The following is a 20,494-nucleotide window of genomic DNA, read 5'->3' on the forward strand; positions in this document are numbered from 1 at the left end:
ATGATCACCAAACGGATCATTCCATGTTTAGATGTTGATCACGGCCGGGTAAAAAAAGGGGTCAATTTTGTCAATCTCACCGATGTCGGTGACCCGACGGAAATCGCGGCGGCATATGAGCAGCAAGGTGCCGATGAACTAGTCTTTTTAGATATCACAGCCACTAAAGAACATCGCGGGGCCATGGTCGACACCATCGAAAAAGTCGCCAGCCAAGTGTTTATGCCGTTGACCGTCGGCGGCGGGATCAACAGTGTGGCCGATATGCAAGCTTTGTTGCGGGCGGGAGCAGACAAGTGTTCACTTAACTCTGCAGCCGTTCGCCATCCGGAATTGATCACGCAAGGCGCCGAGAAATTTGGCCGTCAGTGCATCGTCGTGGCGATCGATGTGCGGTGGCAAGCGGCTAAGAAACGTTATCAAGTCGTGATCGATGGTGGGCATACGCCAGTTGATCTGGATGCCATCGCCTGGGCCAAAAAGGTCGTGCAACTTGGTGCTGGCGAGTTGTTGGTCACGTCTATGGACAAAGACGGCACGAAAAATGGGTTCGACTTGCGCCTCTACCAATTATTGACGGCAGCCGTCAATGTGCCGATCATTGCCAGTGGCGGTTGTGGCGCGATCCAAGATTTCACTGATCTATTCACCCAAACCACTGTCGATGCTGGCTTAGCCGCATCGGTGTTCCACTATGGAGAGCTGACGATTCCTGAAGTGAAAACTGAACTCAAAGAAGCCGGGGTGAGTGTCAGATGACAGAACTTGATTTTGCCAAGGGCAACGGCTTGATCACCGCCGTCGTTCAAGACGCCAAGACCAAGCAAGTGTTAATGGTCGCGTATCAAAATCGCGAGTCGTGGGAAAAAACCTTAGCGACTGGTGAAACTTGGTTTTGGTCGCGTTCGCGAAAAGAGTTGTGGCATAAAGGCGCCACCAGCGGCAACACCCAAAAAGTCGTCAACATCACCATTGATTGTGACGCCGATACCGTCTTGATCATGGTCGATCCGGCAGGCCCGGCTTGCCATACCGGGCACACCAGCTGTTTTTTCACCCCGCAAAAGCTTGCGACTCAGTCATGATTGCTGCCGTTCACGGGGTTATAGGAGGAATGTCTATGTTGAAACCAAGCGTCACGCATTTGCACCCATATGTCCCAGAAACACCCTTACCCGAATTGGAAAAGCAGATCGGTGTCAGCCCGATCGTACGCTTATCGGCCAATGAGAATCCGTTTGGGACTTCGCCTGCGGTCAAAAAAGCGATCCAAGGCTTTGATTTTAATACCACACGCCAATACCCAGATGGGGATGCCAATCAATTATGCCAAGCCGTGGCCAAATTTGCTGGAGTCCCAGCAGAGCAACTGTTGTTTGGCTGTGGGTTGGATGAAGTGATCGAATTGGTGGCGCGCACGTTTTTAAGCCCAGGGGATGAAATGGTCGAGCCTTGGCCGACTTTTGGCGAATATAAGATCCACGCCCAAATCGAAGATGCGACGATCATTGATGTGCCTGTGCAAGCTGATGGGCAATTTGATGTTGATGGGCTGATCAATGCGATCACGCCTAAGACTAAATTGTTGTGGTTATGCAACCCTAACAATCCGACTGGTACGTTTTTACCTTTGGCCCAGATGCGTGCTTTGCTGAAGCGGGTGCCTAAGCATGTCTTGGTGATGATCGATGAAGCCTATGTCGATTTTGTCACCGACGAAGCACAGCCTTCAGCTTTGGCATTGATCCCAGAATTTGACAATATCGTCGTCATGCGGACGTTTTCTAAGATCTATGGTTTGGCGGCGATGCGCGTCGGTTATGCTGTGATCCCGAAGGCATTGGTCGCCGCGATGCAAGCGGTGCGCTTGCCTTATAACCTCAATAGTGTCTCGCAAGCAGCTGCCTTGGCCGCCTTGGCTGATCAAGACTTTGTGACGACGATCCGCCAGCGCGTTGCCAAAGCCCGCACGCAATGGGAAGCATTTTTAGCTGCTAATGGCTATCAATATGACCATAGCCAAGCAAATTTCATCTTTTTCAAAGCGCCTCGTGCCGCCGAGCTGAAAGATTACTTGTTGCACCACGGCTTTTTAGTGCGTGACGGCCTGGGACCAGATCAGTTGCGCGTCACTTTTGGCACCGATGCGCAAAATCAGCAGATCCAAAAGCTGATGACGGCCTTTTACGCATAGCCATGCTATAATTGAAGGCATGTGAGAAAAGGAGTGGACGCATTGCAAGACGTCAAATTGATTGCTACCGATATGGACCATACTTTATTGACCGAAGCTGGTGAATTACCGCCAGCCTTTGGTGATAAGCTCGACGCGCTGAAAGCCAAAGGGATCCAGTTTGCGATCGCCAGCGGGCGGCCGCTTTATACCTTAAAAGCCTTATTTCCTAAACATCACGATCAAATGGTGTTGATCTGTGATAACGGGGCAGTGATTGCCGACCATGGACAAGTGATTGCCAAGCACTTATTGCCGCAAGCGACGATCTTAGATATTTGCGCAACGGTGACTCGCCAAGTGAATGGCCATCCGTTGATCTGTGGTTTAGATGGTGCAGTTGGCGCCACTGCGGATCAGCAATTTGATGGGGTATTTCGCGAGTTCTATCACCGCTTGACTTATCGAGATGACTTGCAAAGCTGGAGCGGAGAAGCCGATAAGGTGACCATTTATCTGCCTGACGGGAATGCAGAAGCCGTTTTTGAACAGCTGATCAAGCCGCGCTATGGCGCTGATTTTTCTGCGGCAGTCTCTGGCCCGGTTTGGATCGACATCATGCCCAAAAATATCAACAAAGGCACTGCTATGGCCCAAATCGGCCAGCGCAAAGCCATTTCTGCCGATCAAATGATGGCGTTTGGCGATACGTTCAATGATGCGCAGATGCTGAGTTATGTGCGGTATGGCTATTTAGTGGCCAATGCCAATCCCGGGATGGCGGCTTACGCGCGATATCGTACCGCCAGCAACGATGACTATGGGGTGGTGCAAGTCCTCGATCAAGTGCTCGCGGCGAATTAAGCGGCTTGTGCACCACTTCAATAAGCCCATGAATTTTTTAGAAACATTTTTATAATGACCCGGAGTCAACCTGGCTCAACTGCTTTTCTAAGCTTGTGAAAAAATAATTCACAAGCTTTTTATTTTGCTTCCTATTCAGTCATGGCGTATACTGCAAGCCATAAGGATGTAAGCGCTTGCTAATGACCGTTTGTGAATTTTAGGGAGGTAACTATTGATGGCTAACAGTACAACTGCGCTCAAGCATTATCAAATGTATCTGGATGGGAAATTCGTCGACGCGAGTGATCACGAGACTCAAGTGGTCATCAACCCTGCGACTGAAGCCCCGTTGGCCACTTTTCCAGTCGCAACAGCAGCGGATGCAGAAGCGGCAGTGTTAGCGGCTGAGCGCGCCCAGCGCACTTGGCGGCAATTACCGGCACCTGCCCGCGGGCAATATCTTGCTCAGCTGGCTGCGGCTTTGCGCAGCCACGCGGAGACGTTCATTGATCTATTGATTCGCGAGCAAGGCAAAATCTATGGGCTGGCTGAGACAGAAGTAAATTTTTCCGCGGACTATCTGGATTACATGGCCGCCGCTGGGCGTACCTATGAAGGGGAGATCATTCAATCTGATAATCCTAACGAGAATATCATGATCGCCAAGCAGCCGATCGGTGTTGCGGTAGGGATCTTAGCCTGGAACTTTCCGTTATTCTTGATCGTGCGCAAGCTGGCACCTGCACTAGTCACAGGCAATACCATCGTGCTCAAGCCTAGTTCTGAGACACCGCAAGTTGCATTGGAATTTGCCAAGCTGGTGGATGAAGTTGAGTTGCCGCATGGGGTCGCGAATTTCATCACCGGCCATGGCAGTGAAATCGGCGAAGCGCTGTCTGCCAATCCTAAAGTCGGCATCATCAGCTTGACTGGTTCGGTCAACTCCGGCAAGCGGGTGATGGCCACCGCTGCCAACCATGTTGCCAAGGTTTCTTTGGAATTAGGCGGCAAAGCACCAGCAATCGTGGCCAAAGATGCCGACTTAGATCTGGCCGTCCAAGCGATCATCGATTCGCGTATCGACAACAATGGTCAAGTCTGCAACAATGCTGAACGTGTCTATGTCCAAGAGGACGTCGCCGAAGAATTTACCCAAAAGCTGACGGCGAAGTTAGCCGCTGTTAAAGTCGGGGACCCAGAAGATCGCTCTGTTGACATGGGGCCGCTGATCAACCGTGCAGCCTTGGAGAAAGTCGACGGGATGGTCCAAAGAGCAGTAGCCCAAGGCGGTGTGGTCACAACCGGTGGCCATCCCCTCGATACCGAACGGGGATTCTTCTACTTGCCAACGGTCATCACACATGTGCAACAAGACTGGGAAATCGTCCAAAATGAAGTCTTTGGGCCAGTGTTGCCGATCGTCACGTTTAAGACGATCAAAGAGGCGGTGGCGATGGCCAATGATACCCGCTATGGGTTGACCAGTTCGATTTACACGCGCGATCTTGAAGCGGCCGCTTATGCAGCCAATACGATCGAAGCTGGGGAAACTTATATCAATCGATTCAATTTTGAAGCGATCCAAGGTTTTCATGCGGGGTGGAAGGAATCTGGTGTCGGCGGGGCAGACGGTCGCCATGGGATCGAAGAATTCTTGAATACCCACGCGGTATACTTGCAACGCCATCCAGAGCATTTGACCGACTAAATTGGTTTTTAAAAAAATGGGCGATGTCAGCGGGAATTTAACAAAATAGCGAAATGTATTCTCATGGTAGATAGGTATTCGGCCTGTAAAGGAGGCACAACCATGAATGTACAATTAGTTAATTTTGTTGATGTCCATGCCTCAATAGGCACGATCACAACATTGCTGACGACACCCAGTACTTTTAGCGACTGGATGTCCACCGTGGTCAAGGTGGTCCAGACGCCAGACGCTATTGAGATCACCCGGGACAACTCGTTTTTCAACCCGCATGAGCATATGCGCATCCAAGCCCATGATGGGATCGTGCGTTTCATCAGTACCGAAGGCTTGGTGCAGTATCAAGTGATCTTTCGGCCAATGTCGTTTGGACCAAATTGGACAACGATATACCAATTGTTGATCTTGACTCAGCCGCCAACGATCCCATTAACGCTATTGCGCCCATTTTTGCAGATGACGTTCAATACGGACTTGGCGCAATTTGCCCGCTATGCTGAAGCAATCACATTATGATGCACTATAGCCGCAGACCTTCAGGCCTGCGGCTATTTGCTTACTTAACGCCAAGGAACAGTGTCAAGCAGATGATCAGCGCTAAGGCGATCCTGGCATATATCATATATATAGAAAGAAGCAAAATGAGCACGGTTGTTGCTGTTGACTTTGCTGCAAAATAACCCGATCGGCGGCCGTCCTAATTTTTACATTACCGAAGCCGCTTGTGACGCATCGGCGAAAAACGATTAGCAGCTAGGCGTCAGACTGCTTGAATTCATGCCAGCATGGCTTGTCCAGGGTTCAATTTTGACGAGCGTGGGAGTTTTGTAATATTACGAGTAATAAAATAGATTGATGACAATAATACAAATCATTCGAAAAATGTAATACTGCTGTGGTATCCCTGTAATCTGAACACGTTAGTATAGTCAGTGTTGAATCGTTACTGGACAAACACATAGGAGTGAATTAATATCAAAAACTCACATTTAGCATGGCTCTTTACAACGGCAGCAGTATTAGGCGCAGCAGTCGTGTTGGGACAATCTAACACCGTTAGCGCAGCTACCACAGGCGAGTACGTGGTTAAAGCGGGTGACACCCTTGCTGAAATTGCCGCAGCGAATAATGTAAATACCGATAAGCTGGCCACAGCTAACCAATTGGCTGATAAAAATGTCATCATCGTCGGCCAAAAGCTGACCTTAAATGTTGCGACCCAGCCGCAAGCGCAAGCAACCACCGCTTCGGCTTCCACTTACACGGTCAAGGCTGGCGACACGCTTTCTGGCATTGCAGCCAGCACCGGTGTTAGTCAAGCCACATTGATTTCCTTAAATAACATCCAAAATGCCGATCTGTTGACAGTTGGTCAAGTATTAAAACTTGCTGGTACGCCAGTTGCCGCTGCGGTTACGACGGCCCCGCAACAACCAGTTGCCCAGGCGCAAACGACGACTGCTGCTGCTAAGCCAGCAACACCAGCTGCACCAGCTGCACCAGCTGCACCAGCTGCACCAGCTCAACAAGCTGCACCAGCTCAATCGGCGCCTGCAACCACATACTCCGCACCGAAGTATGTCGCCCCACAAACTCAAACTCAAACGACACAATCTTCCACGACTGCCAGCAGCACAGTAACAGGCAGTGAAGCTGCTGCTAAGGCAGCAATCGCCCAGCGCGAATCCGGTGGTTCGTACAGCGCACGTAATGGGCAATACGTTGGTAAATACCAACTGACCGATTCTTACCTCAATGGTGACTACTCCGCTGCTAACCAAGAAAAAGTGGCGGATCAATATGTTGCCAGCCGTTACGGCAGCTGGGCCAACGCGCTTGCGCATTCTAATGCTCAAGGCTGGTACTAATATCAAGTGCAACAAAATTACCGAGACGCATTTGCGTCTCGGTTTTTTGTTGCCAATTCGGTTAGTGGTCCGTTACCATGCAAGTGCAGCTTGATTACTGTCGTGAAAGAATCACTGATTGCTCATTAATCATAAGATAGCGTATAATCACATTGAATTAATGATCATAGCACTGATAGATTTGTTATCCGCAGCGTTGCTGCATGTTGGTTCGTGACTAGCATGCAGGCTAGGAGGAAAATTATGGTTCCAAAAACTGCGCGACAAGTTCGCTGGCTGATTGTCGGGATCTGGGGTATAGTGCTTTTTGGCAGTATTGCCATTCTGTCAGTGCCAGCATTTTTTGGCGGCTATGTGCCTTTTTGGGTGCCAATCGTCTCAATATTAGTGGGCACTGTGACTTACGCGGTGTGTTTAAGGCAAAGCAGGCGCCCATAGCCAGTAATTGTAGTCAGCTTTTCGGGAGTTTCTGCTAACGAATAAGGAGAAGCATGAAACCTGTAAAAATGGCCCACCAGCGCAAGCCTCATCGCATCGATAAGCTGATTGTTGCATTGACTACCGTCGATATTCCGGTTGTGAGCGGGGTGATCGTGTTAGCAGGTGCGATCGTGCTGCCAATCATGGCGGTGATGAAACATCGACAGGCCAAGCGCCTGCTGATCACAGTTTGGCAATTAGCGGATCACTTAGGATTTTCTGCAGCTGATTTGAAGCGCTTGTCAGGCAGCTTTGATTACGGCGTCATTGATTGGGCACTTACTCGGCCAGGCCGAACGCAAACAATTGTCCCGTCGCTTGAGACGATTTGTTTGGTTCGCGCCGAACTGAAGCGGTCAGTTAACCGCTGTGATACCGATTAATTGGGGATGTACATGTTGTTGCTGCGTTTGTTAGAGGGTGCTGAATGAAAAGAGAATTTTGGACCTTGAATCGCGTGTTGACGCTCTTGGTGTATGGGATGATTGCGTGCTTTGTCATCGGGCATGCGACGCCGACGTTGGCCGTTAGAACTAAAATGCTCTTTCACGGGTATTTGAGGAGTAGTCTAACGGCACAAATCACCAAGTCAAAGGAACATGGGGACCATGGTGAAGCAATCTACTTCGTTTCGCCTTCGCCGGTCAACGATTCAACAGCGGCAGCCGCGCTGGCCCAGCACACTATTTTGTTGCCTGATCACTATCGCGTCACCACATTTGGACTGTCGTTTGCTGAGATGGCTACCAGCATGGGGTAGCCATCTTTTAGTAAGGGCTGTGTTATTGGGGATGATTCGGCTGCTGAGCTTAGCAGGTAAGAATATTACCTTCACGGAATGGCAATACCGACTAGAAATAAGCACCAGTAAAGACCGACTCCGATCGTGAGGATGCCGATCAAGCTAAGCAATAATTTCCAATTTAATGAAAATCGCGCTTTGATGCTCGCAATTATCAGCATCACGCCGATAAAAATAAGCAGTATTGCAACAGATGTCCATAGTACGACGATCATCGACATTGTGATTCTCCTTAAATTGTCTTTGACAAACGACGCAAAACGTTGACGCACAGCCAGCGTAACAAACGAAGTGCCTCAAAGCAAACACAAGCGTGGAAGATGAATCAGGAACTGACTCAATCTGATTTATGGCTTAAACCTGACCTTAACTATCAAAGAAAAATGTCCCAGCAGGTTGGTGTGATCTGGATACTGAGGAGAAGGGTTAAGTGCCGGTCAACTTGACGTCTGCATTGGCTTCTCTAGTTGTGGCGTCCAATATAAAGGGCAATATGCCACCCCGCCAGCCCCTCCCTGATAAGGTTCTAGTGTGATGAATCCGTTGGCAGGAAGAGCTGGGCGCTGCTTGTTTTTTTTTGACATGTGAATATGTAGCGTATATCAAACGCAAGATGTTTGATCAACTTAACTCACCGAAGCGGAATATGCCTCTGGTTGTTATAGACTCAGGAAAAGATACCAAATAGCTAATCCATTGATGTGGAAGGGGATGCGCAATGAAAAAGTGGGGTTATCGTTTTATTTTTGGCCTGCCGGTGCTTGGCAACGAAGCACTGGCATACGCAAACTCTATCCTAGGATGGCCGGCAATGCTCCTTCCATTGTGTCTTTTGCTGGCGTTTTGTCTTTCGCCGTTTAATCCCACTGCCACTGCTTCCTGACAGCGGTGCTTTGCTCATATGGTTGGGACTCTACGCACTTTCACTAGTTTGGCTCTTGCGAAAAAGCCGCGTTGGTGAAGTCACCGAAAAGTTACCAGATACAGCTTTTCCCAGCGCCAAAAAACGGATCCGTCGCTGGAGCTGGGGATTTGGGGTTTTTGCTGCATTGATCATCGACGTGGTCCTGTCTGCCGTCCAATATCGCATTTATAATCGAGCAAATTTCTGGACGCACGGGATCGCAAATACACTATTTAATATGGCTTGGCAGTTCGCACTGATCGCCTGGCTTCTCGAACACACGTGGCGAGTCGCGCTTCAGTCGCGCCTCACCGTACGTTCCAGATAACGTAAACAGCCGAGTACCGTTTCTGAGTTCTGTCACATCAACATGCGAGGTGTGAAAATGAAACCTAATCGAGAACATTTGAGAGACAAATTGTCGATTGCTTTTCCAATATTTGCAACAATTGGTTTCTTGATTCTTTTTTCAATATCGATTTTAAAGCACGATTCCTTTATCCACGCTATGCTTATGCTTGGGCTCTCTTTGGTCTCTTTTGGAGTGGCTTTGGAAGTCCATAGCAAGCTTTGCTGATTCCCATAATGTAGGAAATTAAAGGAAAAACAGTGGTACCCAATCTTTGAGTGTTATTGATTTTTGGTCAAGGAGGTTTGAAACTGTAACTTTAAATGTAGAACAACGTATAATGTTAAGGCATAATGGGGATACAATAATTAAGTGGGAGGTATCCTCATGCTCAAACCAGGACAAATGGCTGAACGCATTGGCGTAACAGTGAAAACCTTACAGAAGTGGGACAAAGATGGCACGTTGCCAGCCTATCGAAATCTATACCGAAGAACAGTATCTTGCCTACCTAGGTAAGTCTAAGAAGAACGATCACAAGGTGATTGCTTATGCGCGTGTCTCAAATGCTGGGCAGAAAGATGACTTGAAGAATCAAGTTGACTTTTTACGTCAGTATGCCAATGGCAAAGGCGTAATCCTTGATGACGTGATTACGGATGTTGGTAGTGGACTTAATTATAAGCGTAAGCATTGGAATGAGTTGCTTGATCAGATCATGGCTAACAATGTTGATGCCGTGTATATCACTTATAAGGATCGTTTCGTCCGTTTCGGCTATGACTGGTTTGAACAATTAGCAAATAAATTTAACACCCAAATTGTGGTGCTGAATAACCCGGATTTGTCACCTCAAGAAGAAATGACGCAAGACTTAATCAGTATCATTCACGTTTTCAGTTGCCGTATCTACGGTTTGCGTAAATACAAAAGGGTTTGCGTAAATACAAAAGCAAAATCGAAAATGATAAAGAACTGAAATAGCTGTGTCTTTCAGCGAAAGGAGGTGGGTCGAATGATTAAAACACACAAAACCAAAATCTATCCAAATGCTACCATGCGGAAAGTGCTTAATTCTCTTTTCAATTACCGAAGGTGTTGCTATAACCAAGCGTTAGAGACGTGGAACATGATGTATGACGAGTCATTGATCCTTGATGACAACTCCTTCCGCCCTAACGAACGCAAGGTGCGTGATGAACTAGTAGATAATAAACAGGATTGGCAGTTCCTTCAATCCGCGCGGGTTTTACAATTAGCCGTGAACGATCTAGCCAAGGGCTGGAAAAACTATTTCAATCCCAAGATGCCCAACCATGCTAAGCCACGCTTCAAGTCTAAGAAACGCTCAAAACGAGTCTTTAAGACGGATCGGGCCAAGGTGGTCAATGGTCGATTACGACTTGATAAACCTCGAGGGTCTGGAGCTTGGTATGACATTAAATTGGCTGAAAAGCTACGGTGGCAAGGTGATATTAAGCTTGTTACTGTAGTTGAAGAGGTCGATGGCTATTATGCCTGTTTGTCTATTGATGTAGCGGACATCGCTGTCGAGAAGCATGGAGTGCAGGTCACTGGTGTTGATGCTAACATTGCACGATTTGATTACAAAGACGCCTATGGGTATCAACAAGTGAACTCGCTGCCGCAAAGCTTGCCCTGCCTATACCAACGCATCACCGTTTATCAACGACTCTTAGCACGTAAACGAGTGGCAAATCCAAAAAGTTTTCAATCAAATAATTACCGCACAACGAGAACCAAGTTGAAGCGCGATTATCAGAAAGTTAAACGGATACAAGAGGATTTGCTCAAGAAATTTACGGCTAAGCTGGTAGATGAGAACGACGTAGTCGCTATCGAAGACTTGGATGTCTTGCATATGAAGATGAACAAGCGACTAGGCAAGAACCTTCATCGATCGATGTTTGGCAAATTCAAGCAAATGATGGCGTATAAGAGCAAGTGGAACGGTGTAAAACTGGTCCTGGTTGATCAGTTTTATCCAAGCACTCAGCGTTGCTCGCAATGCGGTTATATCAAGACTGGTGATGAGAAAATTGGCTTGAGCGGTAATCAAAAGCATTACACAGGACATGATGAATATGTGTGTTATCACTGCGGTGCGAAGATGCTTCGCGATGAAAACGCCGTGGAGAATCTGATTCAATACACGCAAGTAAAATAATCATTCAGGGTATGGCTAATACCTTAAAGTTCAAGAGCTGGTCAATGTCGTGAGGGCTTATGTCTGAGTGAGAATACCAATGTAGACGGGACTAAGTGAAATGCAGAATGTAAATCAAGAAAGGAAATATATTAACCTTTATTGGTGTCAAATAGACGTTCTTCCACATTTTATATAGCAGAGACTTATGTATCAAGCGGTATATAGATCTCAACAAAATAGAAAAATAGATAGCAAAAGTACGGTGAAGAGTCGTGGACATTAAGTCCACGGCTCTTCTGTGGTTTTAGGGCAAGTTAAATAAGGAACATAGTAAGAATCAGCAAAACCTTGAAAGGGCGGCGTAATCACGGCATATAAGCACCTTAGCGAAGCAGAGCGCGGTCAAATCGAAATCTTATGGCATCAGGGTAAGACGCAAGCTGAAATCGCACGTATCCTACATCGTATCCGCAGCACGATCTCACGCGAGATGTTGCATAGCCAAGAGTTTTAAGACTACAAGATGTTCAAACCGCGCCAGCGTCAGCATATCTTGCGCTGTGACGCCATGATTGCCCAGAATAATGCACGCGGCTGCGTAATCGCAAGATTGGCCGCAAACCGTCTGTGACGCGGCGTATGACTGACATCATCGCAGAGGGTTATGCGCATCACTCGTCACCTGAGCAGATCGTTCACGGACACATAGAAATCACGGTGTGCCGCAATACAGTCTACAATTGGATCTTTCGTGGCTGGGTACCTAAAGTTGTTCATGATCAAATAAAGCGGTATCACAGGCGCCCTAAGCGCCGCAAAGAGGCACTCGCAGAAGCAAATCGTGAAATGATCAAGTCACGCTAGATTGAAAATCGGCCCGAAATTATCAACGATCGCGAACGGCTTGGTGACTGGGAATTGGATTGCGTACTGCCATCACGATCCGGTAAAAAGGTCATCGTGACGTTCAACGAACGGCGCACCAGACTCACATTCATGGCGTTAGCAAAAGCTCAGACCGGTGAAGCGTTGGTACCAGATCGATACATTGATGTCGCTGTATGGTGAGCACGTCTTGTCGTTAACGTGTGATCATGGTGCAGAGTTCACGAACGCAACACTGATCGGCAGAATTGAGAATACATACCACAAATAGCTGTATTTTGTGCATTCGTATGCGCCTGAAGAACTCCGGCACCAATGAGAACAACGGGCTGATTTGGGCGTTTCTGCTGAAACCAAGACTCAAGCCGACATGAAATTTGTTACGGATAAACTGAATAAACGCCGGAGAAAAATGTAAGATTGGAAAACATGTACAAACATGTACAGTGGTAATGGCAAATGAAATCACCCAAAATCAGAAGGCGCAAAAATGAGCTTAATACGAGGGGATAATGACAATGACTTTTTCATCTTCTCTAGTTTACATAATATATATTATACGAAGTAACATCTTCGGAACTATCCCAAGGCTTTACCTTGGGATCTGATCTGATGTGCAAAAAACGCGTCTGTTGGCCCTTTGCCTGACAAACGCGTGCATTAGTCGGTTCATTCGGCGGTCAATTTGACCGCATCGATTTGATGATTGGCCAATAGCGTTACCGCATATGGATCGTTGTGGTAATCGTTAGCGTAATAGATCTTGCTGACACCGGCTTGGATCAATGCTTTGGTACAATTCAAGCACGGGAAAAATGTCACATAAACAGTTGCATTGCGTGTGGACACGCCATTTAATGCACATTGCAAGATCGCATTCATTTCAGCGTGTAATGTGCGGATACAATGGCCATCACGCATCAAGTGGCCCGCATCATCGCAGTGCGGATCGCCGGAAATGCTGCCGTTATAGCCAGTCGCGATAATGCGGTGATCTTTGACTAAAACTGCCCCTACCGTTGCCCTTTCGCAAGTCGAACGCTCGGCAACATTGGTGGCCAATTTCATGAAGTAATGATCCCATGATTCACGATGCGCATGCCGTTTAGAGGCAATGATTTGATCAGTCATGCTTTACCTGCTTTCTGTAAAGGTTGATAATATGGCGCAAATTGTTGCCATTCAGGCGGTAGTTGGGGATTTTTGGCTGTCAGCCATTCGCGGCCGACACGGATCAAGGCACGATGCAGTGTGATCCAGGTGGATTGCGGCATCAATGTCTCCAACCGTGCTTGGATCTGATCAGGGGTTGCCGTCGCCGCGACGATGCCAAAGCCTTTGATGATGCGGCTGACATGCGTGTCAACGGCAATGCCAGGAATGTTGAAGGCATCTGTGCGCACCACGGTAGCAGTTTTGCGGCCGACACCAGGCAAGCTGGTCAATTCCTGATAGGTCTGCGGGACCACCCCGTCAAAATCTGTGAGCAGCTTAGTACTTAATGCTTTTAAATATTTCGCCTTGTTGTGGTATAACCCCAACCGGTCAATATAAGCTTCGATCTCAGTGATACTGGCTTGCGCCATATGCTGCGGATCGGGATAGGCTGCAAACAATTTGGGCGTGACGGCATTGACAGCCACATCCGTGGTTTGCGCTGACAACATGACCGCCACTAAGATCTCGAAAGGATCATGGGCAGTCAAGGTCGGCTGGGCATTCGGATAGCGTGCCAAGACGGCATTTAAAAATGTTTGTGCTTGCTGATCATTCATAGCCACTCCCCCTGCTTTACAGCTGATTGCGCTGTTGCAAATATGTTTGGACTTGCTGCGGCGTGGTGAGATGGAGTTTCTCCCAGTTGATCAAAATGCGATCAATGTAACGCAAGGAATACTTCTGATTTAAGACCGCTTCACGCAAGGCCAGCTGGATCACTTTAGGATTATAGTGGTCGATGTTGAGCCAATCTGCGATGGTTTGCTGCTCGATCGGCGATAACGGCCGGGCAAATTCGATTTCGATCTGGTTGAACACCGTGCTTGTGGCATTGGCTTCGGCTTGAGTTGTGGTGGCCTGCGGGGTATCCAACAAGCGCCGTAACAACGGGGTGACATCATATTGATCGATGGTATGGCCATGCCCGTCAGGAAAGCTGACCAAAGCAACCGCTTGTTTTTGTAGGAGGCTGTTGATCGTTGCGTATAAGGTGCCTGGTGTCATTTTGAGTCTAGCAGCCAGCCCGTCAGGTTCAGGCGCTTCTGTGTGTGTTTGCGCCCATTGACTCAAGAATAGATATACTAAAAATTCACTATGAGTCAGGTCACTTTGCGCGTAATGGTCAAATAATGCGGTACTGAAGCTGCTTTGACCAGCAGCCAAAAAGCTGTTTAATTCATCAGCCAAACCAATTCCTCCTTATCGCTGCGGTGATATAAAAACAAGGTCGAGACCAAGTCTCGACCTTGTAGCGGCATTACGGCTTGATCCGGTTGATCATGCGTGGGAACGGAATTGCTTCGCGCAAGTGATCGAGGTGGCAGATCCAAGTGATCGCGCGCTCGAAGCCAAGGCCAAAGCCGGAATGCGGCACGCTGCCGTACTTGCGAAGATCTAAATACCAGTCATATTCGTCCAGGGACAGGCCCTTGGCAACGATCTGGGCCTTGAGTTTGTCATAGTCGACTTCACGCTCGGAGCCGCCAATGATCTCGCCATAGCCTTCCGGCGCCAGCAGATCGGCGCAGACATAAGTGTCGTCGCGGCCTGCTTCAGGCAGCATGTAAAACGGCTTGATCGCTTTGGGGTAGTTCAATACAAATACCGGTTGTTCGAACTGGTCGGACAGATAAGTTTCTTCAGGAGAGCCGAAGTCATCGCCCCACTTGACGTCAAAGTCGGCTTTTTGCAGCATTTCAATGGCTTCGTCGTAGCGGATCCGTGGGTATGGCAACTTCGTGTATTTCTTGAGTGTCTCCACGTCACGGTCGATCAGTTTCAGTTCGTATTCGCAGTTGTCGATCACACTTTGCACCAAAAAGGCGATGTAACGTTCTTGAATCTCCAGGCTTTCAGCTTGGTGCATGAAGGCCATTTCCGGTTCGATCATCCAAAATTCGGTCAGATGTCGGCGAGTTTTAGATTTTTCAGCACGAAACACCGGCCCGAAGGTAAAGACCTTCCCATACGCCATTGCCCCGGCTTCGGCATACAATTGACCAGATTGACTCAAGTATGCCGGCTTGTCGAAGTATTCGGTTTCGAATAATTCGGTGGTGCCTTCTGGCGCACTCCCGGTCAAGATCGGGGGGTCCATCTTGATAAAGCCTTCATTGTTGAAGAATTCATAGGTCGCGCGGATCATTTCGTTACGGATCTTTTGGATCGCAAACTGGCGCTTGGAGCGCAGCCAAAGATGGCGATGATCCAGCAAGAATTCGATTCCATGTTCCTTAGGCGTGATCGGGTAATCTTCTGATTCGCCTACCACTTGAATGTCATGGACTTCGATTTCATAACCAAAATGGCTCCGGCTGTCTTCGTGGATCACCCCGGTGATCGTCATGCTGGTTTCTTGGCGCATTTCTTTGGCAGTGGCAAAGACTTCCTCAGAAACCGCGTTTTTTAACACGACCCCTTGGAAAAAGGCCGAGCCATCGCGTAATTGTAAGAAAGCGATCTTGCCGCTGGAGCGTTTATCTGTCAGCCAAGCGTTGATAGTCACCTCTTGATCGACGTGTTGTGAGGCATCCTTGATGCGAATCTGTTCAGTCATGTGTCAGTACTTCTCCTTACCCAAATTATCAGTTGTTGCCGACGAATGCAGCGATGCGATCGAGGGCGGTCATTAAGCTGTCCATGTCATTGGCATAGCTTAAGCGTGCATGTTCCGGCATTCCAAAAGCACGGCCAGGCACGAGTGCGACGCCAGTTTCTTCCAGCAATGACGAGATAAAATCATCGACGGAGCCATAATTGGTCAGTTGTGCCGCGCGCCGGACGTTCGGGAAGAGATAAAACGCCCCTTGCGGCTTATCTTCTAAGGTGAAACCAGGCAGCTGGACCAGCCGGTCGTACACCGCATTGAGCCGTTCTTCAAAGGCCTGACGCATCGATTCGACCGGTGTTTGGTCATCACGAAAGGCGGCTAAAGCGGCATATTGCGCCACTGCAGTCACATTGCCGGTGGCATGGCTAAGCATCGTGGCGACGGCATTAATGATTTTTTCCGGTCCAGCCATGAAGCCGACCCGCCAGCCGGTCATCGCGTATGACTTGGAAACACCAGAGATCAAGACCGTATTAGCAGTGACTTGCGGATCGATTTCGATCATCGACGTGTAGCTGGCGCCGTTATAGATCAAGTCCCGGTAAATATCATCGGCGACCACTAAGATATCATGCTTTAAGGCCCAGTTGCCGATCAGCGTTAATTCCTGGCGCGTGTAAACGGCGCCGGTCGGATTTTGCGGTGAATTAATGATCAGTGCGCGCGTCTTTGGCGTGCGTTGAGCTTCCAGTTCATCGACGGTCACTTTAAAATGGCTCTTGGCCAATACTGGTCGCGGCGTTGCACCGGCTAAGCGGACTTGTTCCACATAAGAAACCCAGCCTGGGATCGGGATCAAGACTTCTTCGCCAGGATCCATCAAGACTTGAAATAACGCATACAGCGCAAATTTCGCCCCAGTGGTGACCACGATTTGTTTCGGGTCATAGCGCACCTTGGTTTGTGCTTCAATGTGGTCAGCGATCGCTTCACGCAATGGCAAGATCCCAACGGCTGGCGTATAAAAGCTAGTCAAGTTGTCATGGATCGCTTGGATCGCGGCTTGTTCGATATGTTCAGGTGTCTTGAAATCCGGTTGGCCGATCGATAAATCGATCACGTCTTCGCCGCGAGCTTTCATCTGTTTCGTCAAATTGCTGACTGCGAGGGTGGCCGATGGCGCCACGTTGATGATGCGCTTAGCTAAATGCATATTATTCTCTCCCCTTTGATGCTGACTGCTTACAAGTTGGCAACGGCGAATAATTCATCACCGGACTTGAAGTCATACGTCACATAGCCTAGTTTACCAGACTTTGTGCGGTAGCCAACATCCCAAACAAATTTCTTTCCCCGTTTGCTTAGCCCAACGGACAAGATCTTCTTAGGCGAATAGCTGGCGGTGGCCTGTGCGATCGCGGTTTGACGGCTGATCCCGGCGTGTTGCGATAAAATCGTCACCCGCCCATTTTTTTGCCGGATCAAGACAAAAATCGGCTTTTTTTTGGTATTGGTTCCAGCAACGGTCAAGTATGATTCTCGTTGCCGATCCCAATAAAAGGCATCGACGGTTTGGATCTTGGCCTTTTTTTCAGCGATCGTGATCGCGTCGCGCCGCACTTGTTGCATGGGACTCAAACCACGATGATAAATGCCCAAAACGATCACGATCAGCACGATCCCGGCGACAAGCCAAGCGGTGCGGTGCCATGTTGGACGATGTGCTCTACGCATGGGTAGTTTCCTCCTTAGATAATAACGGCTGATGGGTCAACCACGCTTGCACATACTGGGCGATAGTTGCCACAGGTAAGGCCATGGGTTTCAGATTCGGTAAGGCATGTTGCAGCTGGCGGCCATAGCGCGTGGTGGTAAAACGCGGATCTAACACCACAAAGGCCCCGCGGTCGTGTTCGGTGCGGATCAAGCGGCCGAAACTTTGGCGCAAGCGAATCGTTGCGCGCGGCATGGCATCTGCCGTGAACGGATCTTGGCCGGCAAGTTTTAACGCCGCTGTACGGGCTTTGACGAGCGGATCATTCGGTGCGTCGAATGGCAAGCGCGTCAAAATGACTAACTCCAATAATTTGTCTGGGTAATCGATGCCTTCAAAAAAACTCGCGGCGCCTAATAAGACGCTGTTGTCCCCTAATGCAAACCGTTTGGCGATTTTTTCTGCCGAGCCGGTGACGCCTTGGGCCAGTAATTCCTTTTCTGCGGCGATCGGGGTGTGCAGCAGCCGCTGATGCACCGCAGCAATGGCCGCAAGCGATGTGAACAAAACTAGCGTTTGCTGCGGCCCGCGCACCAACGTGGCGATAGCGTGGGCCAAATAGTCATAATAAACGGTTGCATCTTGCGCCGGATCTGGTGCTTGAGGGTCAACGAACACTTGGGCTTGTTGCCGATAATGAAAAGGACTGCGCAAATGCAGCGTTGGGGTGTTTTGCGGCAAGCCGAGCTGCTGTTGTAAAAAGTCAAACCGCCTTGCCACCATCAATGTTGCCCCGACAAATACTGGCGCGGTAAAATGCTGCAACAAGGCTTGGATCTTTTCGGTGGCTGAGAATAACTCCCACACCAGCTTCAAGCTGTAGTGGTCGTGACCATTGGCCAATTGTAGTCGACAAAGCCCAGCTGCGCCACTGGCGATCACTTCAGGCGTCAAATTCGCCAAATCACCGGCTTGCGCGGCGATCGTCGCACTTAATGCCGAAACCGCTTGAAATAACGCCGCATCGCCAGGCATAAAGTGGTCCGCGTGGCTGGCATGATCCTGCACTAACTGGGCGCATACCGCATTGACAGCGGCTAATTGTTGGGCCAACTGGCGCAATGGTGCTGTCAATGCCGTTGCGACCCACTGTTGTTGGGCTTGCGTCAAGGGTAACTCAGCAAACCCGCTCGACCAGTCTTGGTCGTGGCCAAAATGGCGAAACAAGCGCTGCTGACACCCTTCGATCACGGCAATGGCGTTGGTGATCGTCGTCGCCAAACTTTGCAGCTGATAACGCATGACTTGTGAATCCGCATAAGCGGCTTGCAAGCTGTGTTGCCCAGGATGATCGACTAAGCGCAGCAAATGCTGCAAATGGCTGCGGAGTTTGGCAAAGTCTAAGCTGCGCGCATGCGCGGCGGCGACATGTTCGGCAAAATGCTGGGCTTCATCCACGACTAAAAACGGCTGATCAGCCCACTCTGTGGCATGCCGGGCCAAATAAGCATGATTGGTGATCACGATGGTTGCAGCATGTTGTTGGGCTTTGAGCCGGTGATAAAAATCGTATTCAGCGTAGGCACTATCTGACGGCAAGGCTTGGCCGCGATGCCGGATCCGAGCAAATAACGGGGCGCGATAGCTGGTCAAGTGCAACTCGCTAAGATCTCCGGTATGGGTTTGTGTCAGCCAAACAACCAGCTTCATTTGCAACAAACGCGTGAGACGATCGGCATGCGGGGTCGCCAATGTATCCGCAAAGCGCTGCAAGTCGATAAAATGCCGCGCGCTTTTCACGATCACGGCTGGCAGCGGCTGTTGCAACAATGCGGCCGCTTGGCGAACTTGTTGGGCGATTTGGGTTTGCAATACGGTGGTGGCAGTCGCCACCACTAATTGGCGCTGCGTATCACTGCAATAGGCATAGGCAAGCAAATACGCTAACGTCTTGCCAGCCCCAGTCCCCACTTCGATCATCAAGGGGGTTTTGGTCACGGTCGCATTGTTGTACAGCGCATCCATCATGGTGGCTTGGGCCTTGCGCAAACGCAGCTGCGGGGCGAATAATGCCCGCTTGGCAGCCGCGCTCCAAGGATAGCCGCCAATAGGCTGAGGATTGCCGCTGGCGGTTGCAAAACGCTGTAAGATCAACTCCCCCACTTGGACTGACCCATTTGGTAAAGGGGCTTTGGGGGTTTGGTGGGCTTGCAAATACGCGCCGGTTTGACGCGCCAGCGGTGCCGACAAGCGCACTAATAGCGCTTGAGTGGCTTGCGGCAAGGCTTGAAACTGCGCCGTCAATGTCGTTAGCAGCTTGGCGGTGCTGATGGCATCACTGTCTGCTCGGTGCGGATGGTCGTGTTGGATCTGCAAGTGCCGCGTCAAGTCGCTTAACCGAAAGCTCCCCAGCTGCGGCAGTAAGATCTGCGCCAATTCAACCGTGTCAACTGCCTGATTGGTCAAAGCCGGCAAGCCAACGCGTTCAAATTCCGCACTTAAAAAAGGATAATCAAAATTGACATTATGAGCCACGATCACCGTTTGGGCTAACCGCGTTTGCAGCGTTGGCGCAAGTTCGGCGAAATATGGGGCAGCCAAAAGATCATCTGGATGAATATGCGTTAGTTGCTGGATCGCCTCTGGTACGCCCCGTTCTGGGTTGACCAGCTGTGAAATCGTGTCGACAATTTGACCGTGTTGCAAAAAGGCACAGCCAAATTGGATGATCCGGTCACCGTTTTTGACGCTGGTACCGGTAGTTTCAAGATCGAGCACCGCGTAGATGGTGTCGGGATTCATGTCGTCACTCGTTTCTGTACAGAT

The 20,494-nt window shown here is 49.4% G+C and carries 20 protein-coding genes and 2 pseudogenes; 14 read left to right on the forward strand and 8 right to left on the reverse strand.

The features are described from left to right. From hisF to EKM91_RS02495, 9 genes are all read left to right on the forward strand, one after another. Positions 1–759: an imidazole glycerol phosphate synthase subunit HisF gene (gene hisF / locus EKM91_RS02455; RefSeq protein ID WP_125749247.1), complete on the forward strand. Its 759-nt coding sequence runs from the start codon at positions 1–3 to the stop codon at positions 757–759. Further along, complete coding sequence (gene hisI / locus EKM91_RS02460; RefSeq protein WP_125749250.1) at positions 756–1,085, forward strand: phosphoribosyl-AMP cyclohydrolase; 330 nt, start codon at positions 756–758, stop codon at positions 1,083–1,085. Before hisF ends, hisI begins: the two co-directional genes overlap by 4 nt. 35 nt (positions 1,086–1,120) lie before the next feature. Continuing rightward, complete coding sequence (hisC, locus tag EKM91_RS02465; RefSeq protein ID WP_125749253.1) at positions 1,121–2,194, forward strand: histidinol-phosphate transaminase; 1,074 nt, start codon at positions 1,121–1,123, stop codon at positions 2,192–2,194. A gap of 42 nt (positions 2,195–2,236) precedes the next feature. Next, positions 2,237–3,037 (forward strand): HAD family hydrolase, encoded by an 801-nt coding sequence (locus EKM91_RS02470; RefSeq protein ID WP_125749256.1) that lies wholly within the window; start codon positions 2,237–2,239, stop codon positions 3,035–3,037. A gap of 217 nt (positions 3,038–3,254) precedes the next feature. Next, positions 3,255–4,727, forward strand: a complete 1,473-nt coding sequence (gene aldA, locus EKM91_RS02475) for an aldehyde dehydrogenase (protein ID WP_125749259.1) — start codon at positions 3,255–3,257, stop codon at positions 4,725–4,727. 102 nt (positions 4,728–4,829) lie between these two features. Then, positions 4,830–5,243: a hypothetical protein gene (locus EKM91_RS02480; protein WP_125749262.1), complete on the forward strand. Its 414-nt coding sequence runs from the start codon at positions 4,830–4,832 to the stop codon at positions 5,241–5,243. Positions 5,244–5,761: 518 nt separating this feature from the next. Continuing rightward, positions 5,762–6,595: an aggregation-promoting factor gene (apf, locus tag EKM91_RS02485; RefSeq protein WP_225419434.1), complete on the forward strand. Its 834-nt coding sequence runs from the start codon at positions 5,762–5,764 to the stop codon at positions 6,593–6,595. A 491-nt stretch (positions 6,596–7,086) separates the two neighbouring features. Further along, entirely contained in the window at positions 7,087–7,458 is a 372-nt protein-coding gene (locus EKM91_RS02490; protein ID WP_125749269.1) for a hypothetical protein, read from the forward strand. A gap of 44 nt (positions 7,459–7,502) precedes the next feature. Continuing rightward, positions 7,503–7,835, forward strand: coding sequence for a hypothetical protein (locus tag EKM91_RS02495; RefSeq protein ID WP_125749272.1), 333 nt, complete (start codon positions 7,503–7,505; stop codon positions 7,833–7,835). Between the two features lie 71 nt (positions 7,836–7,906). On the opposite strand, the gene EKM91_RS02500 is transcribed toward EKM91_RS02495, so the two are convergent. Further along, positions 7,907–8,098, reverse strand: a complete 192-nt coding sequence (locus EKM91_RS02500; RefSeq protein WP_125749275.1) for a hypothetical protein — start codon at positions 8,096–8,098, stop codon at positions 7,907–7,909. A gap of 497 nt (positions 8,099–8,595) precedes the next feature. Here EKM91_RS02500 and EKM91_RS13780 point away from each other — a divergent pair, with 497 nt between their 5' ends. The 5 genes and pseudogenes from EKM91_RS13780 to EKM91_RS14245 all read left to right on the forward strand — a co-directional run bounded on the left by EKM91_RS13780 (position 8,596) and on the right by EKM91_RS14245 (position 12,603). Continuing rightward, positions 8,596–8,760, forward strand: coding sequence for a hypothetical protein (locus EKM91_RS13780; protein WP_164508429.1), 165 nt, complete (start codon positions 8,596–8,598; stop codon positions 8,758–8,760). A 22-nt stretch (positions 8,761–8,782) separates the two neighbouring features. After that, complete coding sequence (locus tag EKM91_RS13785) at positions 8,783–9,109, forward strand: hypothetical protein (RefSeq protein WP_164508430.1); 327 nt, start codon at positions 8,783–8,785, stop codon at positions 9,107–9,109. Positions 9,110–9,511: 402 nt separating this feature from the next. Then, a pseudogene (locus EKM91_RS02505) lies at positions 9,512–10,109 on the forward strand (IS607 family transposase). A gap of 36 nt (positions 10,110–10,145) precedes the next feature. Further along, positions 10,146–11,318 carry an RNA-guided endonuclease InsQ/TnpB family protein gene (locus EKM91_RS02510; RefSeq protein ID WP_125749278.1) on the forward strand — a complete coding sequence of 391 codons (1,173 nt, stop codon included), beginning with the start codon at positions 10,146–10,148 and terminating at the stop codon, positions 11,316–11,318. Between the two features lie 346 nt (positions 11,319–11,664). After that, positions 11,665–12,603: pseudogene (locus tag EKM91_RS14245) on the forward strand (IS30 family transposase). Between the two features lie 251 nt (positions 12,604–12,854). On the opposite strand, the gene EKM91_RS02520 reads toward EKM91_RS14245, so the two are convergent. The 7 genes from EKM91_RS02520 to EKM91_RS02550 all read right to left on the reverse strand — a co-directional run bounded on the left by EKM91_RS02520 (position 12,855) and on the right by EKM91_RS02550 (position 20,470). Beyond that, positions 12,855–13,316 carry a deoxycytidylate deaminase gene (locus tag EKM91_RS02520; protein WP_125749281.1) on the reverse strand — a complete coding sequence of 154 codons (462 nt, stop codon included), beginning with the start codon at positions 13,314–13,316 and terminating at the stop codon, positions 12,855–12,857. Next, the gene (locus tag EKM91_RS02525; protein ID WP_125749286.1) at positions 13,313–13,960 is read right to left on the reverse strand and encodes an endonuclease III domain-containing protein; all 648 of its coding nucleotides are present in this window, start codon (positions 13,958–13,960) and stop codon (positions 13,313–13,315) included. The genes EKM91_RS02520 and EKM91_RS02525 overlap by 4 nt, the downstream gene beginning before the upstream one ends. Positions 13,961–13,976: 16 nt before the next feature. Next, positions 13,977–14,591 carry a DnaD domain-containing protein gene (locus EKM91_RS02530; RefSeq protein ID WP_125749290.1) on the reverse strand — a complete coding sequence of 205 codons (615 nt, stop codon included), beginning with the start codon at positions 14,589–14,591 and terminating at the stop codon, positions 13,977–13,979. A gap of 70 nt (positions 14,592–14,661) precedes the next feature. After that, positions 14,662–15,960: an asparagine--tRNA ligase gene (gene asnS / locus EKM91_RS02535; RefSeq protein WP_125749293.1), complete on the reverse strand. Its 1,299-nt coding sequence runs from the start codon at positions 15,958–15,960 to the stop codon at positions 14,662–14,664. A 28-nt stretch (positions 15,961–15,988) separates the two neighbouring features. Further along, positions 15,989–17,167, reverse strand: a complete 1,179-nt coding sequence (locus EKM91_RS02540; RefSeq protein WP_125749296.1) for a pyridoxal phosphate-dependent aminotransferase — start codon at positions 17,165–17,167, stop codon at positions 15,989–15,991. 29 nt (positions 17,168–17,196) lie between these two features. Further along, positions 17,197–17,688: a cell wall elongation regulator TseB-like domain-containing protein gene (locus EKM91_RS02545; RefSeq protein ID WP_125749299.1), complete on the reverse strand. Its 492-nt coding sequence runs from the start codon at positions 17,686–17,688 to the stop codon at positions 17,197–17,199. Then, positions 17,681–20,470 (reverse strand): helicase C-terminal domain-containing protein, encoded by a 2,790-nt coding sequence (locus tag EKM91_RS02550; protein WP_125749302.1) that lies wholly within the window; start codon positions 20,468–20,470, stop codon positions 17,681–17,683. The genes EKM91_RS02545 and EKM91_RS02550 overlap by 8 nt, the downstream gene beginning before the upstream one ends. Between the last annotated feature and the right edge of the window lie 24 nt (positions 20,471–20,494).

This window comes from Lacticaseibacillus baoqingensis (assembly GCF_003946165.1).
Classification (GTDB): Bacteria; Bacillota; Bacilli; order Lactobacillales; family Lactobacillaceae; genus Lacticaseibacillus; species Lacticaseibacillus baoqingensis.